We start from the raw sequence: 15,372 nt of genomic DNA on the forward strand, positions 1-15,372 counted from the left end.
CTCAGCCGGCGGCCTCCTCGACCAGCAGCCGGCGCACCCGTTCCAGGTCCGCCTGGGTATCCACGCCCGGCGGCGGCGTGACTTCGGCGATCTCGATCGCGATGGTCTCGCCCATCGACAGAGCGCGGAGCTGCTCGAGCTTCTCCAGCCGCTCGATTTCCGGACTGGACGTTTCCACGAACCGACGCAGGAACCCCGCCCGGTAGGCATACAAGCCCAGATGGCGGAAGCCGAACAGGCCGGCCTCGCCGAGCTCGGGCACGCCGTCGCGATGAAACGGGATCGGCGCGCGCGAGAAGTACATCGCCTCGGCCCGCTCGTTGGCCACCACCTTGACCGCATCCGGCGACAGGAACTCCTCGCGATCGGAAATCGGCACCATCAGGGTCGCCATGGCCGCATCGGGCTTGGCACGCAGCAGGTTGGCCACCTGGGCGAGCAGGACCGGCGGCATCAGCGGCTCGTCGCCCTGCAGATTCACCACCACCGTCTCGTCGGGCAGTTCGAGGTGGTCGATCACCTCGGCCAGGCGATCGGTGCCGGATTCATGCCCCTCGCTGGTCAGCACGGCCCGGGCGCCGATCTCGGCGGCAGCCTCCTGGATGCGCTCGTCGTCCGTGGCGATCACGACATGCTCGCTGCCCGCGGCGACGGCCCGCTCGTAGACCCAGTGGATCATGGGGCGCCCGTCGATCTCGGCCAGCGGCTTGCCCGGCAGGCGACTGGAGTCGTGGCGCGCGGGAATGATGATCCAGTCGCTCTCGGCCATCATGAGCCCGCATCTCCCGCATCGGCCGTGTGCTTCTTGCGCCAATGCTGGTACTCGTCGTCGGAGAGGCGACGTGCCTCGTCCTCGAGCATCACCGGAATGTCGTCACGGATGGGATAGGCAAGGTGCGCCGAAAGCGAGATCAGCTCGGCGTTGGCCTTGTCGTAGATCAGCGGCCCCTTGGTCACGGGGCACACCAGAATGTCGAGCAGCTTCTTGTCCATCGATTCACGTCACCTTGTGGAACCATCGGGATGGGAACGGTGTTCAGCCAGGGTCGCCAGGGTCGCCTGCACCAGCTCGTCGGGCAGCCGGATACCGCCCTGCACCACCAGCACCTGGCCGGGGCGGGTCGGACGCTCGGGCCATTTGACCGCATCCTTCTGCGTCATGACAACCGGCCGACCGTCGGCCATCCAGGCTCGGGCCTGGGAAAGCGTCGGCGCGGCGTGATCGTCAAGTGCCCGTCGGGCAACGCGCGCGCCCTTCGCCTCGAGCATGGCGAAGAATCGTTCGGGGTTGCCGATGCCGGCGACGGCCAGCACGGCCTGCCCTTCCAGCTCGGCCACCGGCAATTCGCGCTCGTCGAACGCATCGACCAGCACGTCCGGCGCAAAATCGACACGCCAGGCATCGGTGGCCAGACCGGGCACCAGCCTGTCCGGCTCGCCACCATTGACCAGGACGGCATCGACCTCCGCCAGCACCTGCGCCGATTCGCGCAGCGGGCCGGCCGGCAGGCACCAGCCATTGCCCAGGCCGCGACGGCCGTCGACTACCACCCACTCCAGCGTGCGCGGCAACCGATGATGCTGGAGACCGTCGTCGCTGACGATCACGTCCACCTCGGGGTAGCGAGCCAGCAGCTGGTCGGCGGCCTGGCGCCGGCGCGGATGGACCACGACCGGGACCTGCGTCCGGCGGTGAATCAGCCACGGCTCGTCGCCGCAGCTCGACGGGTCTTCCGCCTCGGCCAGATCCACCGGCTCGATGCCGACCTTGACGCCGAAACCGCGACTGATCACGCCCGGACGGTAGCCCGCCTGCCGCAGCGCCTCCACCAGCGCCATGACCACCGGCGTCTTGCCGGTCCCGCCCACCGTGACGTTACCCACCACGATCGTGGGGCAGCGCGGTTCGCCATGAGTCGCTCCGGCCCGCCGGCGTGCCGCTTCGGCGCATACCAGCCACCCCAGCGGCCACAACAGTCGCGCCAACGGACCACGGCGCTGCCAGAATCCCGGATAACGCATCAGCCGGCCTGCTCGGCGAACTGCAGTCGGTACAGCCCGGCGTAGGCGCCGTCGGCGGCCAGCAGCTCGTCGTGGCGTCCCTGCTCCACGATTCGCCCGCCATCCATGACCACGATCCGGTCGGCATGTTCGATGGTCGACAGCCGGTGGGCGATCACCAGCGTGGTCCGACCGCGGGTGAGGTTCGCCAGGGCCCGCTGGATGTATCCCTCCGAACGGGTATCGAGCGCCGAGGTGGCCTCGTCGAGCAGGAGGATGGGTGCGTCGCGATACAGCGCGCGGGCGATGGCGATCCGCTGACGCTGCCCACCGGAGAGCAGCACGCCGTTCTCGCCCACGCTGGTGTCGAATCCGTCGGGCATCTGTTCGATGAATTCGTCGGCGAATGCCGCCCGGGCCGCCTCGCGCACCCGCGCCTCGTCGTAATCGGAACCGTCGGCATACCCGATGTTCGCGGCGATGCTGGCGTTGAACAGCACGGTTTCCTGGGAGACATAGGCGAACTGGCGGCGCAGGTCGGCCAGCGGCAGGTCCTCGTGCGGGGTGTCGTCGAGCAGCACGCGCCCGTGCTGGATCTCGACGAACCGCGGCAGCACGCCCACCAGGCTCGACTTGCCGGCGCCGGACTGGCCGACGAAGGCCACGGTCTCCCCGGCCGGGATCTCGAGCGTGACACCGCGCAGCACCCAGTCACCGTCATCGGTCCGTTCGGGCGCCGGATCGCGGTAGCTGAGCCAGACGTCATCGAAACGGATGCGGCCGCTGACGCGATCGGTCGGCACGGTGCCCTTCTCGTTCTCGCGCGGCTCGTCGAGTAGCGCGAACAGGCTCTCGCCGGCGGCGATGCCCTTCTGGATGATCGCGTTGAGGTTGATCAGCCGCTTGGCCGGGGCCAGCGTCATCGCCAGCGCGGTGATGAAGGAGACGAAGGTGCCGACGCTGATCTGTTCCATGCGCTCGCCGCTGGTGGCGAACCAGACCACCCCGGCCACGCCGATCGCCAGCACGAACTGGGTCAGCGGCGAGGAAGCGGCCTGCACCGCCTGCATCTTCATGAACGCGCGGAAGTTGCTCTGGTTCTGTCGGTCGAAGCGCGCACTCTCGTAGTCCTCGCCGCCGTAGAGCTTGACCACCCGGTGGCCCGTGATGGTTTCCTCGGCGACGTGCGAGACCTGCCCCATCGATTCCTGGATACGCCGGGCGTAACGACGGAAGGCCCGCGAGATGCCGGCGACCATCCCCACCAGCAGCGGCAACAGCACCAGGATGAACAGGGTCAGCTGCCAGGACAGATACAGCATCCACACCAGCAGACCGATCACGGTCACCGTGTCGCGGATCAGGATGGTGAGTGCCTTGGAGGCGGCCTCGGAGACCTGCTCGCTCTGGTAGTTCAAGCGGGTGAGCACCTCGGTCGACGGCACCCGGTCGAAGTAGCGCGGCGGCAAGTGCAGGACCTGATCGAAGGTATCGCCACGAAGGTCACGGATGACCGAGCGTCCCACCCAGGCCATGCCGTAGTTGGAGGCGAATTCGCCGATCACGCGAAAGACGAACACGCCCAGCAGAGCGACCGGCATCCAGGTGATCAGGGTCGGGTCGCGTTCGACGAAGCTGCCGTCGAGCAGCGGCTTCATCAGCGCGGCGAAGCCGACCTCGGACAGGCCGGCGACGACCATGCCGACGATCGCGATCACCAGCACGCGCAGATAGCGCCAGGTGTAGCTCAGCAGACGCCGATAGGTTTCGACCCCGGCGACGTCGTGGGCGCGTTGGGTGAGCGACTCGGGATTCATCAGGGCGGCGTCGTCCCCATACCGATCTTGTCGATACCGGCACGCCGGGCGTGATCCAGCACGGTGACGACACGCTGGTTCACAACCTGCGCATCGGCCCACAGCATCACCGGCCGGCCGTCACCGGCAAGCTCGGCCAGCACGGCGGGCAGCTCCTGCTCGCTCACCCGCTCGCCATCGACGGCGATCTCGCCACGTTCGTCGAGCTCGATCACGTGGTTCTCCAGCTCGGCACGCTCGGCGCTGCCCGACTCGGAGACCGGCAGATCGACCTCGAGGGTACGATCGTGAACGAACGTGGTCGTCAGCATGAAGAAGATCAGCAGCATGAACACCACGTCGATCAGGGGGATCAGGTTGAGCTCGAGCGGCTCCCGCGATCGCTGCCGGAAATTCATGCCGCACGCCTCCGACCGGCACCGGCCGGATGGATCAGATCGACCAGGCGGATGGCATCGGCCTCCATGTCGATCACCAGCTCGTCGACCAGACCGCGGAAGTAGCGGTGGAAGATGAACGCGGGGACGGCCACCATGATGCCGGCGGCAGTGGTGACCAGGGCCTTGGCGATGCCGCCGGCGAGCAGCTCGGGCGCAACCGCGCCGGCGCCGCTGACGGCAGTGATCGCCTGGAACACGTCGATGATGCCGATCACCGTGCCCAAAAGGCCCAGCAACGGCGAGATCAGGGCGATGGTGCCCAGGGTGTTCAGGTAGCGCTCCATCTCGTGCGCCACGTGGCGACCGGTGTCCTCGATCCGCACGCGCATGCTCTCGGCCGAGTGGCTGCCCTCCAGCCCGGCGGCAAGAATCCGGCCCAGCGGGGAGGTGCGCGACAGTTCGTCCAGCCGCCCCGGCGTGATCCCGCCCTGGCCCTGCCAGGACTCGATCATGCCGACCGGGTCGCCGCCCATCACGCGGCCGCGACGCAAGGTGTACAGGCGCTCGAAGATGATCGCCATGGCGATCACCGAAGCGATGATGATGGGCAGCATCATGCCGCCGCCGGCCAGAACCAGATCAAGCATGTTCTCGGTGGACCCTCTTCCCTGGAATGAACGAATGAATGATGCGTGTGAGACGTGCGATGCCGGGCCGCCTCGTCAGAAGGGCGAAATCCGCTTTTCCTCCGGCCAGCGCACCCGATAGGCGAAATCGATCTGCCAAGGCTCGTTGGGTGCGAGCTTGCGCCGGTAGGCCCAGACGCCCTTCTGTCCGTCGTAGTCGCGCACGGCCGGCTTGCTGGTATCGGCCAGCGGTTCGACCACGATGTCGGCGTCCAGCGCCGTCGGCAGGCGCATCAGAACGACCACCGGCACGGCCTGTTCGTGACGACTGGTGACGGTGATCCGACGCACCCGCTCGACCTGCCGGAACGTGCCGATCACGCCATGCTCGGCGCGCTCGTCGGGTGGCTGGTCGTACTCGACCACCAGCCGCGGGTCGACACCGAAGCTGAGCTCGACCGGCTCCTCGGGCTTGAGTGCGGCGCGGGCCTGGCCCGCCTGCTGCTGACCATCGCGGTAGAGTTCCCAGCGACCGGCCGGCAACGGATGAACGATACTGGGTTCGAACTCGGCCACCACCACCGCATCCCGGCCGGACTGCGGCGCGACACGCAGCTCGAGCGCGGCGTCCAGACGCTGATCGAGCACCGACAGATTCACGCCGCCGTCGCCACTCGGCACCGCCGAAGGCTTGTTGATCGCGACCGAGGCGGCGAAACCGGTTTCATCCTCGACCCGGGCGCCCACGGCCCGCGAGGCGCTCTCGGCGAGCATCGCCGACGCCTTGGCCAGCGGACGCACCGGGCGATCCGTTGCCGGATCGACGAAACCGATGGTCAGCGGGGACAGGCTCGGCACGGGATAGAACCGGCGGCGGTCGCTGGTGACCAGCGTCATCGGCACGGCCGGCCAGTCCTCGCCCGTCTGCTGATGAACCCGGGCGGTCATGCGCCAGTCCACGTGCCGCTCGGTCGTATCCAGCCGCGCGCGGTAGACCGGCTCCCAGCCGGCGTTCTCGACCCGGTATTCGAGCCGCAGCGCGTCGCTGTCGGGTTCGAGACCACCGGGATCGGCGTTCAGCGTCACGCCGACGCGCCAGCCCGGGGCCTCGGCCTCCATCTCGTCGAGCGCGGCACGCAGGGCACGAATGTCCTCGCGCAGAGCGGCCTGACGCTCGAGCAGCGCGGCGCGCTCGTCGCTCAGGCGGGTCATCAGGTCGGCCACGGGGCCACCATCACGCCACAGGGCGGCCAGGCCGGCCTCGCCCGGCACCAGAGCGGCCAGCTGGTCGCGGGCAATGCCGCGACGCAATCCATTCTCCTCCAGCTCGACCTCGACGGCGCGCGCATCGGCCCGCACTGCATCCAGACGCTCTTGCAGGCGACGGTAACGCGGCGTTTCGCGGATGACTTCGCGCTCGACCCGCACGCCGGCCTCGCGGTCCACCCGGGCGCCCCGGACGCGCAGCGACTCGGTCTCGAGCCCGTCCGGCAGGCCGAGCACCCACAGGCGACCGCCCTTGTCGGCCGCATCCATCTGGATACCGGCGGTCGGTTCCGACCCGTCGGCGGTCGCCTCGGCCAGTTCACCGACCGCCAGGATCCGCGTCACCCAGGCACCGGCCGGCGCCACGGTCAGGCGGTCGATGGCCATGACATGGCCCTCGACCTCCGCGATCAGGGCCCGGACATCCGGCTCGGCATCCGAAACGGCCAGCGCCGGATCGGCGAGCAGCGGCAGACATACCCCGGCCAGCAGTGCGGCCAGCCCGTTACGGGACCGCGCGCACCGCCGTTCAGCCATGCTCGGCCAACTCGTCGAGTACGCCACCACCGGCACGGCGAATGCGGACCGCCTCGGCCAGACGGTGGATGACCGCGCGGCTGTCGTCCCAGCCGATGCAGGCATCGGTGATGCTCTGGCCGTAGGTCAACGGCTTGCCGGTGACCACGTCCTGGCGCCCGGCGATCAGGTGGCTCTCCACCATCGCGCCGACGATGCCCGCATTGCCGCCGGCGATCTGGCCGGCGACATCCTCGGCCACCTGGATCTGGCGGGCGTGCTGCTTCTGGCTGTTGGCATGCGAGAAGTCGATCATCAGGCGTTCGGGCATCTCGGCCTGACGCAATTGTTCGAGGGCCTCGCTGACGCTGGCGGCGTCGTAGTTCGTGGTCCGGCCGCCACGCAGGATGATGTGGCAGTCCGGGTTGCCGCTGGTGGCGAAGATCGCCGAGCGGCCCGCCTTGGTCACCGACAGGAAGTGGTGCGGGCGACCGGAAGCGCGGATGGCATCCAGCGCCACACGCAGACCCCCGTCAGTGCCGTTCTTGAAGCCCACCGGGCAGGACAGCCCCGAGGCGAGTTCGCGGTGGACCTGGGATTCGGTGGTCCGCGCCCCGATCGCGCCCCAGCTGATCGAATCCGAGATGTACTGCGGGCTGATCAGGTCGAGGTATTCGGTCGCGGTGGGCACGCCCATGTCCGCCAGGTCGACCAGCAGGTGACGGGCGACACCCAGGCCCTTGTTGATGTTGAAGCTGCCGTCGAGGTCCGGATCGTTGATCAGGCCCTTCCAGCCAACGGTGGTGCGCGGCTTCTCGAAGTAGACCCGCATCACCAGGAAGACATCCTCCTTGACCTCCTCGGCCAGCTCGCGCAGGCGGGCGGCGTACTCGCGCGCGGCATCGACGTCGTGGATGGAGCACGGCCCCATCACCACCATCAGTCGATCGTCGCGGCGGTTGAGGATGTTCTGGATCGTCCGGCGCGCGTGGTCCACCGTCTCCGCCCCCTTGTCCGACAGGACATACTCGCCCCGGAAGACCTCGGGCGGGGTCAGCTGGTGGATCTCCTCGATACGCAGGTCGTCGGTCTGTACGGTCATCTTCGCTCAACTATTCCGTAGGCAAATACCGGATCGGCCCTGACGGCCACCCGGCGCGGGTAATTCAGTCCGCCCATGGTAAAGGCCAAGCGCATTTTGCGCCATGGGCGCCGACCACGTTTCACTGCCCGCCCGGGAACAGGTCCGGGCGATGCAGGCGACGCACGGGAAACCGTTCCCGCAAGCCGTGCAACCACTCGTAGTCGAGGCGAGCGAGTCGGACGCAATCGGCCTGTTCGCCGGCATCGACCAGCACCTGCCCCCACGGGTCGACCACCAGGCTGTGTCCGTAGGTCTGCCGGCCATCGGCATGGCGACCGACCTGGGCGGCGGCCACCAGCCAGGCACTGTTCTCGATCGCGCGGGCCCGGTTGAGCACGTGCCAATGGGCCTGACCGGTCGCCCGCGTGAAGGCCGACGGCAGGCAGAACCAGTCCGCCCCGTCGGCGACCAGTCGGGCGAACAGTTCCGGGAAGCGCAGATCGAAGCAGGTCGCCATCCCCAGCCGACCGGCCGGGGTATCGACGACCACCGGCGTGTCGCCGGCGATGAAGGTGGCCGATTCCCGATAGCTTTCGCCGTCCGGGAGCACCACGTCGAACAGGTGAATCTTGTCGTACTGCGCGACCACCTCGCCGCCGGCATCGATCACCAGGCTTCGCGAGGCCACCCGCCGACCTGCCTCGGGGCCGTCGGGGACGGCCGGTAGCGTGCCGGCGACCAGCCAGATCTCGTGGCGTCGCGCCATGTCGCACAACGACTCGATCGCCGCCGGGGTGTCTCGGTCGGCCATCGCGACCAGTGCGCGCGGTTCGGCCGGCATCGCCAGGAGATTCTCGGGCAGCACCGCCAGACAGGCGCCCTGCCCGGCCGCTTCGGCGATCAGGCATTCGACCACCGGCCGGTTGGCCGACCAGTCGGCCCGCCCGTTCATCTGCACGACGGCGACTTCAGGGCAATCACGGCGCATCGGTCTCTCCTTCTGTCTCTTCGGGCATGAGGGGAACGCCCCCCCGGGTCACCTGCGGCTGATCGAAACTGCCGCCGATGTGGTAGGTCACCGAGGGGTCCGGGGCCTCGTCGAGTTGCTTGAAGGTTTCCTGCAGGGCCAGCACGGCGCCCCCCACCAGCGGCCCGCCGGCGACGGTGCCGATCAGGGGCAGCAACATGCCGAAATCGGCATAGACGCGCGCGGATAGGTCGAGCGTGCGGTCGATCAGATTGACGTCACCGTCGATCCGCGCGGTGAGCGACGGGTTGGTCATCTCCAGCCGATCCACCGCCAGGTGTCCGCGGTCGAGACGCCATTGTCCGGTCAGGCTCTCGAAGTACAGACCCTCGCGGGTGACGTCGCGGAAGTCCAGACGCAGCCGGTCGGTCAACGCCCCCAGGCTCATCAGTCCGACCAGGCGACCGGCACCGGGATCGATCGCCTTGAGCTGCCCCTCGTTGAGGGTGAAACGGCCATGCCCGGCCGCCCGGGAAACGGCAAAACTCGACGGGCTGCCCGGCCAGGAGATCGACAGGCTGCCCTCTTCCACCGTGCCGCCCTGAATGGGGGAATCGCCGTGGATAGCCGCGATCGCCTGGCCGAAATCCTTGCCGCGCAGCGTCAACGAAAGCTGTGTCTGCTGCCCGCCGGGGCCGCTGCCGACGTTGTCCTCCACCCGACCGCTGCCCGAAACCGACAGGGTCGGCACCGGTTGCCAGTCGACCTCGTCGATACGATAGTCGCCGTTGCCCTGACGGGCCGAGACCGCCAGCTGTCCCAGCGCCATGTCGTCGACGCTCAGCGAATCCACGGACAGATCGGCGACCGGCAAGGTCGACAGCGTCCAGGCCGTCGCCGGTGCAGCCGGGGTGGGTGCCGCCTCCTCCAGGCGATGGAGCTTGAGCCGCTCGAATGCCCCTTCCAGACGACCGGCCGACGCCACGCTTCGCCCCGTCATCCGCAACTCGCCACGGTTCTCCTCGCCGGACACACCCAGCCACCAGCCGTCGTTTCGCGGCGCGAAGCCCAGGCTGACCCCTTCGAGCCCCCAGTCGCCCAACCGTAGTCGACCCAGATGGGCGTCGAGCCAGACATCACCCGGCGCGTCGGCATGGCCTCCTGCCCCTGTCGGCGCCTCGTCCAGCGTTGCCCACCAGTCAAGCCAGGGACCAAGTGACAGCGAATCGAGCGTGATCCCGACACGATGAGGTGCCTCCGAGCCCCCTTCCATACCGCCGACCGGCACATCGCGATTGCCGACCCGGCTGCTCGCCAGTCGCCCATCGGCGGCGAAATCCAGCTCCGCCCGCCAGGTCTCGGTGCCCTCGAGACGAGCAGAGACGGCATCGACAACCCCGGAGGCGATCGAGAGGTCAAGGCGCAGCGGCCAGGCGATCGCCGACGGTTTGTTCAGCGGCGCGGGCAGCGTGCTCTGCCAGCCGGCAAGCGCACTCTCCACCCGCACGCCCACCGGCCCCCTGCCGTGCGGCACGTCAACGCGCACCCCCGCGTCGGTCACCCCGTCGATCGACCCAAGCGCGGCGGAGGCAAGCGGGGTCGCTCCCGCCTCGCCGAGGACGGACTTGACCCCGGCGGGCGAGACGCGCGTCTGGGCGCGGATCCGTGTCCCCTGCCCCCCGTCACGCGGGGCAACCTGGGCGCGGAACGGCCGGCCGAGGAAGGCGCCCGCCAGGCTGTCGGCGGAGAAACGCGTCCCGGTAAAGCGCAGGTCACCTCGGAGGTCGTTCAGCACCACCCGGTCGTCGGCCATCGACAGCCGGTTGCCACCAAACACATAGACGCCGGACACGGTCGGCGGTGGCGCACCGGCGCGCAGACCGATCTGCAGGTCGAGCGCCAGCCGGCCGTCGCCATCCGCCGACAGCCAGTCGAAGGCCGAGGCACCGACCAGGGGGGTCTGTTCGAGGGTCGAGATCACCGGGTCGAGCGCCGCGGCACGATCGACCGCCACCTGCAACTTGGGGTCTTTTAGATCGAAGATACTCACCCGCGACTCACCCACTGCCAGTTCGCCCAGCCGGCCCTGCTCGATGTCGACGTGGTACTGCTTGTTGACGAAGGCCATGTGGCCACTCGCCTGGGTCAGCGCCGGCCAGCCGGGCCGGAACGGCAGCGTCACGTCGGCGAAGTCGAACACCACCGAGAAGTAGCCGCCGCCGTCGGTGAATGGCGCCCGTGCCGGGTCGCCGTGAAAGGTGAAATGCCCCTCGCCGACCTGCCCGCGCGCCCCCTCGTCTTCGAGGGCACGGTCGAGCCAGGCCAGCGTCTGCTCTCCGATCAGGTGGCGCGGCAGGTAACCCGGCGCCTCGCGGGTATCGTCGAGGTCGAAGCCGGCGTCGACCCCCAGATACCCGGCCCGGCCGGCCGACGCCTCGCGATAGTAGAAGCGTCCACCCACATCGAGGCTGCCCGAGCTGACCACCAGATCCGGGCTGTAGAGCGCCAGCCCCATGCGGTCGAACCAATACAGCCGCCCCTGGATATGGTCGATCGGCACCGGCTCGCGGAACATGCCCGGAACGGCAAGGATCAGGTCACGCTGATCGACCTGTGCCAGCCAGCCACCTGGCTGCCGGTACAGCGTGAGGTCGGCCCCGCCGCGTCCGGAGCGCGTGCCGACCACGGGCCGTAACGGCACGCCGGTGGTATTGCCGAAGTTGCGCAGGTTGAGAAAGCCCTCGACCAACCGGCCGCGATCGAAGCGCAGGCGCACATCTCGTGCCTGGCCACGCGGCACATTCTGATCGAGCAGTTCGAGAAAATCGGCCGGCAGTGGCGCGGCCGCCAGCCAGACGGCCAGATGGCCGAGATCGGCATGGTTGGTGGCGAAGCGCAGCCCTTCGCCGCGGTCCTTCAGACGCACGAACTCGGTGGGCAGCATCTCCCCGTCGGCGGGACGAATCCGCACCGCCTCGGCGTCGATATCCCAGCCGTCCGCGACGCGCCGCCATGCCAGCGTCGTCGCCACCTCCTCAAGTGCCGCGCGCTGCGACTTGCCACCCAGGAACGCCTCTCGGGTGACGGCGAGTTCGCGGACATCCGCCTGCAAGGTCATCCCCTCCAGCCGACTCTCGCGCCAGTCGAGCCAGAGCCTGCCATTGAGCGTGCCCGAATCCACCCGCGGCATGCCCACCTCGCAGCGCATGGGATCGTTGCCACCCGGGCAGCCGCCGAGGCTGCGCTGGACCTTGGGGCCGCCATAACGACCCAGCGTTTGCTGGACCTCGGGCAGACGCCAGTCGTCGACCCGGACGAACAGCGACACGTCGCTCTGCTCGCCGAACCGCCCCTCACCGGCAAACCGCATTGCCTCGGCACTGATGCCCTCGAGTCGCGCCGTGCCCGAGCCACGCCAGTGGCTGCGGTCGAGCTCGGCGGCCAGGCTGAAGGTAAGGCGGTCGGTTTCGCCGGCCGGGTCGCGGAAGTCGACCACCGCATCGCGCACCGAGACGTGCCCGAGGCGAGCGAGCTGATCCTCGACCTGTGACCAGGACACGCGCTGACCGGTGACCCCGGGCCGCGGCTCGAGCGCCAGGTCGGCCACCGACCAGCCGTCGGTTCCGCGAATCAGGGTGAAGCGAGGGGCATCCAGGGTAATCTTGTCGGCGACCAGGCGGCGCTCGATCAGGCTGCGCCACCAGGCGAGGCCCAGCGCCAGGGAATCGGCGCGGGGACCGGCGTCAACGCGCACGTCCTGGAGAATGACCTGGGGTTGGTAGCCCTGCCAGCGCAGGTCCAGCTTGCCGAAGCGCACCGGCACGTCGAGCTGCTCGCTGACCAGGGCCTCGAAGTCGGGCTGGTAGCGCTCCACCCAGGGCAGCAGCGCCCGCGAGGCGGCGCTGAGCGCGGCGACCAGGACCACCAGCACGGCGAGCACCATCAACAGGCGTCGCAACGCCAGTCGAAGACGGCGTTCCCGTTTTGCGCTGCTAATCCCCATTACCTGGCCACTCCGCGTACCACTGCCGGCACTCCTTCACCGGCCGCCGGGCCGGATGATGCCCGATCACATCAGGACGATATCGTACTGCTCGGGCTGGTAGTGCAGGTCAATCTGGAGTTTAAGCGGAACGCCGGTGAATTCCTGCAATTCGGCCAGCGAGGTGGAATCCTCCTCGCGCAGGCGGTCGATCACCGAAGCGCTGGCGATCACCAGCATCGATTTGGGCTGGTACTGCCGGGCATCGCGGGTGACCTCACGGAAGATCTCGTAGCAGATGGTCTCGGCGGTCTTGACCGAACCGCGGCCGGCACAGATCGGGCAGGTCTCGCAGAGCACGTGCTCGAGCGACTCGCGGGTGCGCTTGCGCGTCATTTCCACCAGCCCCAGGCTGGAGACGTCGCAGACCTTGGTGCGGGCATGGTCGCGCTCCAGCGCCCGGTTGAGCGCCTGGTGCACCTGGACGCGGTGCTCGGGCTCGGCCATGTCGATGAAGTCGATGATGATGATCCCGCCGAGGTTGCGCAGGCGCAGCTGGCGGGCGATCGACGCGGCCGCCTCGAGGTTGGTCTTGAAGATCGTCTCCTCGAGCGTCTTGTGCCCGACGAAGGCGCCGGTGTTGACGTCGATGGTGGTCATCGCCTCGGTCTGGTCGATGACGATGTAGCCGCCCGACTTGAGCGCCACCCGCTTTTCCAGCGCACGCTGGATCTCTTCCTCGATGTTGTGCAGCTCGAAAATCGGCCGCTCGCCCGGGTAGTGCTCGACGATCGGCAGGATGTCCGGGACCATCTCCTCGGCGAACGCGATCGCGCGGTGATAGGTCTCCCGCGAGTCGATGCGGATCTTCTCGACGAACTGGCCGAGCGTGTCGCGCAGGGTGCGCAGCGCCAGCGGCAGGTCCTCGTAGACCAGCCCCGGGTCGGTCATCTGCTGGCGACGCTCGGCGAGATTGCTCCACAGCCGGCGCAGGAAGCGGTAGTCGTGGCGCAGCTGTTCGTCCTCGACGCCCTCGGCCGCCGTGCGCAGGATCAGGCCGCCGACGCCATCAAGCGAACCCTCCTCCTCGAGGATCATGTCGGCCAGGCGGGTCTTGAGACGCTCGCGCTCGTTCTTGTCCTCGATCCGGCTGGAGACACCGATGTTGCGGCCGTTGGGCACGTAGACGAGATAGCGCGACGGGATCGTGATCTCGGTGGTCAGGCGGGCGCCCTTGGTGCCGATGGGGTCCTTGATCACCTGCACCAGCACGTTCTGACCGGTGCGCAGCAGGGTGTCGATCGAGGGCGTGGCCGATTCCAGCTCGGTGTCCGGATCGTCCATCTTCAGCTCGACGTCGGAGACGTGCAGGAACGCGGCGCGCTCCTCGCCGATATCGATGAAGGCGGCCTCCATGCCCGGCAGCACGCGCGTCACGCGCCCCCGGTAGATATTGCCCACCATCCCGCGCGAGCGTGAACGCTCGATGTTGATCTCCTGGAGCACCCCGTTCTCGACCATCGCGATGCGGGTCTCCTGCGGGGTGATGTTGATCAGGACTTCTTCACTCATTGCTGGTTCTCGTTATCGTTCCTTGTCTCGTCCATCCATGCCGGCCGGATACCGAATGCCGCCAGCAGCCGGCGGGTGGCGGCCAGCGGCAGGCCGATGACCGCGCTGCAGTCCCCCTCGATCGCCTCGACGAAGCTGCCGGCCCGCCCCTGCAGGCCGTAACCACCGGCCTTGTCGAGCGGCTCGCCGGTCGCCACGTAGGCGCGTATCTCGTTCGCAGTCAGGCGAACCAGCTTGAGCCGGCTGCTCACCACCGCCTCGCGGCACCCGTCCCGGTCGCCGACGGCGACCGCAGTCGTGATCCCGTGCCACCGGCCGGAAAGTGCGCCCAGCATGCGCTCGGCATCGGCCGCATCGGCCGGCTTGCCCATCGGCCGGCCATCCGGTCCGGCGACCAGGGTATCGGCCGCGAGCAGCACCGCGCTGGCCGGCAGGCCCGTCGCATCCAGGGCAGCATCGAGCTTGGCCCGTGCCAGGCGCACTGCGGCGTGTTCGGCCGACTCGTTCGACCCGATCGTCTCGTCCACCGGCCTGGGCGGTCGCGCACGGCCGGCGATGGCGAAGCCGGCCTGTTCGAGCAGCTCGCGGCGACGCGGCGAGCCGCTGGCCAGCCAGAGCGTGGGATGGTTCGGGGTCATGACCCCATTCTAACGACTCGACCCGCCGCCGGGACGATCGACCGCCCCGGGTCAGTCACGATGGTACGGGTGATTCTGGTGCAAGGACCAGGCGCGATAGAGCTGCTCGGCGACCAGCACGCGCACCAGCGGGTGCGGCAGGGTCAGGGCGGAGAGCCGCCAGGTCTCGTCGGCGCGCTGGCGCAGCGACTTGGCCACGCCATCGGGCCCGCCGATGACCAGCGCCACGTCCTGTCCCGCCAGCAACCAGTCGCCCATGGCCGCCGACCACTGCCGGGTGTCGCGGTCACGGCCACGCTCATCGAACAGGATCACGCGCGCGCCCTTGGGTATGGCCCGCTCGATGCGCTCGGCCTCCATCGTCTTGATGCGATCGATGTCGGCATTCTTGCCGCGCGGCGCGGCGGGAATCTCGGTCAGGCGTACCGGACAACCGGCCGGCAGGCGCTTGAGGTAGGTCTGCGTGCCCTCCTCGGCCCAGCCCGGCAGCTTGTGGCCGACGCTGATCAGCTCGATCCGCACC

13 protein-coding genes are annotated in these 15,372 nt (G+C 68.8%); all 13 read right to left on the bottom strand.

Going from position 1 to position 15,372, the window contains the following annotated elements; all coding sequences use genetic code 11:
- Position 1 precedes the first annotated feature (1 nt).
- Positions 2–772 (bottom strand): 3-deoxy-manno-octulosonate cytidylyltransferase, encoded by a 771-nt coding sequence (kdsB, locus tag AWR35_RS02080; RefSeq protein WP_231723542.1) that lies wholly within the window; start codon positions 770–772, stop codon positions 2–4.
- On the bottom strand, positions 769–993 hold the full coding sequence (locus AWR35_RS02085) for a Trm112 family protein (protein ID WP_058574304.1): 225 nt from the start codon (positions 991–993) through the stop codon (positions 769–771). The genes kdsB and AWR35_RS02085 overlap by 4 nt, the downstream gene beginning before the upstream one ends.
- A 9-nt stretch (positions 994–1,002) precedes the next feature.
- Positions 1,003–2,022: a tetraacyldisaccharide 4'-kinase gene (lpxK, locus tag AWR35_RS02090; protein WP_058574305.1), complete on the bottom strand. Its 1,020-nt coding sequence runs from the start codon at positions 2,020–2,022 to the stop codon at positions 1,003–1,005.
- On the bottom strand, positions 2,022–3,818 hold the full coding sequence (gene msbA / locus AWR35_RS02095; RefSeq protein WP_058574306.1) for a lipid A export permease/ATP-binding protein MsbA: 1,797 nt from the start codon (positions 3,816–3,818) through the stop codon (positions 2,022–2,024). Before msbA ends, lpxK begins: the two co-directional genes overlap by 1 nt.
- Complete coding sequence (locus AWR35_RS02100) at positions 3,818–4,216, bottom strand: biopolymer transporter ExbD (RefSeq protein ID WP_058574307.1); 399 nt, start codon at positions 4,214–4,216, stop codon at positions 3,818–3,820. The genes msbA and AWR35_RS02100 overlap by 1 nt, the downstream gene beginning before the upstream one ends.
- Entirely contained in the window at positions 4,213–4,845 is a 633-nt protein-coding gene (locus AWR35_RS02105) for a MotA/TolQ/ExbB proton channel family protein (protein ID WP_058574308.1), read from the bottom strand. The genes AWR35_RS02100 and AWR35_RS02105 overlap by 4 nt, the downstream gene beginning before the upstream one ends.
- Positions 4,846–4,920: 75 nt before the next feature.
- A complete protein-coding gene (locus tag AWR35_RS02110; RefSeq protein ID WP_058574309.1) occupies positions 4,921–6,627 on the bottom strand; it encodes a DUF4139 domain-containing protein in 1,707 nt (568 codons plus the stop codon).
- A complete protein-coding gene (locus AWR35_RS02115; protein ID WP_058574310.1) occupies positions 6,620–7,708 on the bottom strand; it encodes a 3-deoxy-7-phosphoheptulonate synthase in 1,089 nt (362 codons plus the stop codon). The genes AWR35_RS02110 and AWR35_RS02115 overlap by 8 nt, the downstream gene beginning before the upstream one ends.
- Before the next feature lie 121 nt (positions 7,709–7,829).
- Positions 7,830–8,678, bottom strand: a complete 849-nt coding sequence (locus AWR35_RS02120) for a carbon-nitrogen hydrolase family protein (RefSeq protein ID WP_058574311.1) — start codon at positions 8,676–8,678, stop codon at positions 7,830–7,832.
- Complete coding sequence (locus AWR35_RS02125) at positions 8,668–12,660, bottom strand: YhdP family protein (RefSeq protein ID WP_082663848.1); 3,993 nt, start codon at positions 12,658–12,660, stop codon at positions 8,668–8,670. Before AWR35_RS02125 ends, AWR35_RS02120 begins: the two co-directional genes overlap by 11 nt.
- Before the next feature lie 66 nt (positions 12,661–12,726).
- On the bottom strand, positions 12,727–14,211 hold the full coding sequence (rng, locus tag AWR35_RS02130) for a ribonuclease G (RefSeq protein WP_058574313.1): 1,485 nt from the start codon (positions 14,209–14,211) through the stop codon (positions 12,727–12,729).
- Positions 14,208–14,849, bottom strand: coding sequence for a Maf family protein (locus AWR35_RS02135; RefSeq protein WP_058574314.1), 642 nt, complete (start codon positions 14,847–14,849; stop codon positions 14,208–14,210). Before AWR35_RS02135 ends, rng begins: the two co-directional genes overlap by 4 nt.
- A 51-nt stretch (positions 14,850–14,900) precedes the next feature.
- The gene (gene rlmH / locus AWR35_RS02140) at positions 14,901–15,371 is read right to left on the bottom strand and encodes a 23S rRNA (pseudouridine(1915)-N(3))-methyltransferase RlmH (RefSeq protein ID WP_058574315.1); all 471 of its coding nucleotides are present in this window, start codon (positions 15,369–15,371) and stop codon (positions 14,901–14,903) included.
- Position 15,372: the final 1 nt, after the last annotated feature.

Source organism: Guyparkeria sp. WRN-7 (genome assembly GCF_001641825.1).
Taxonomy (GTDB): domain Bacteria; phylum Pseudomonadota; class Gammaproteobacteria; order Halothiobacillales; family Halothiobacillaceae; genus Guyparkeria.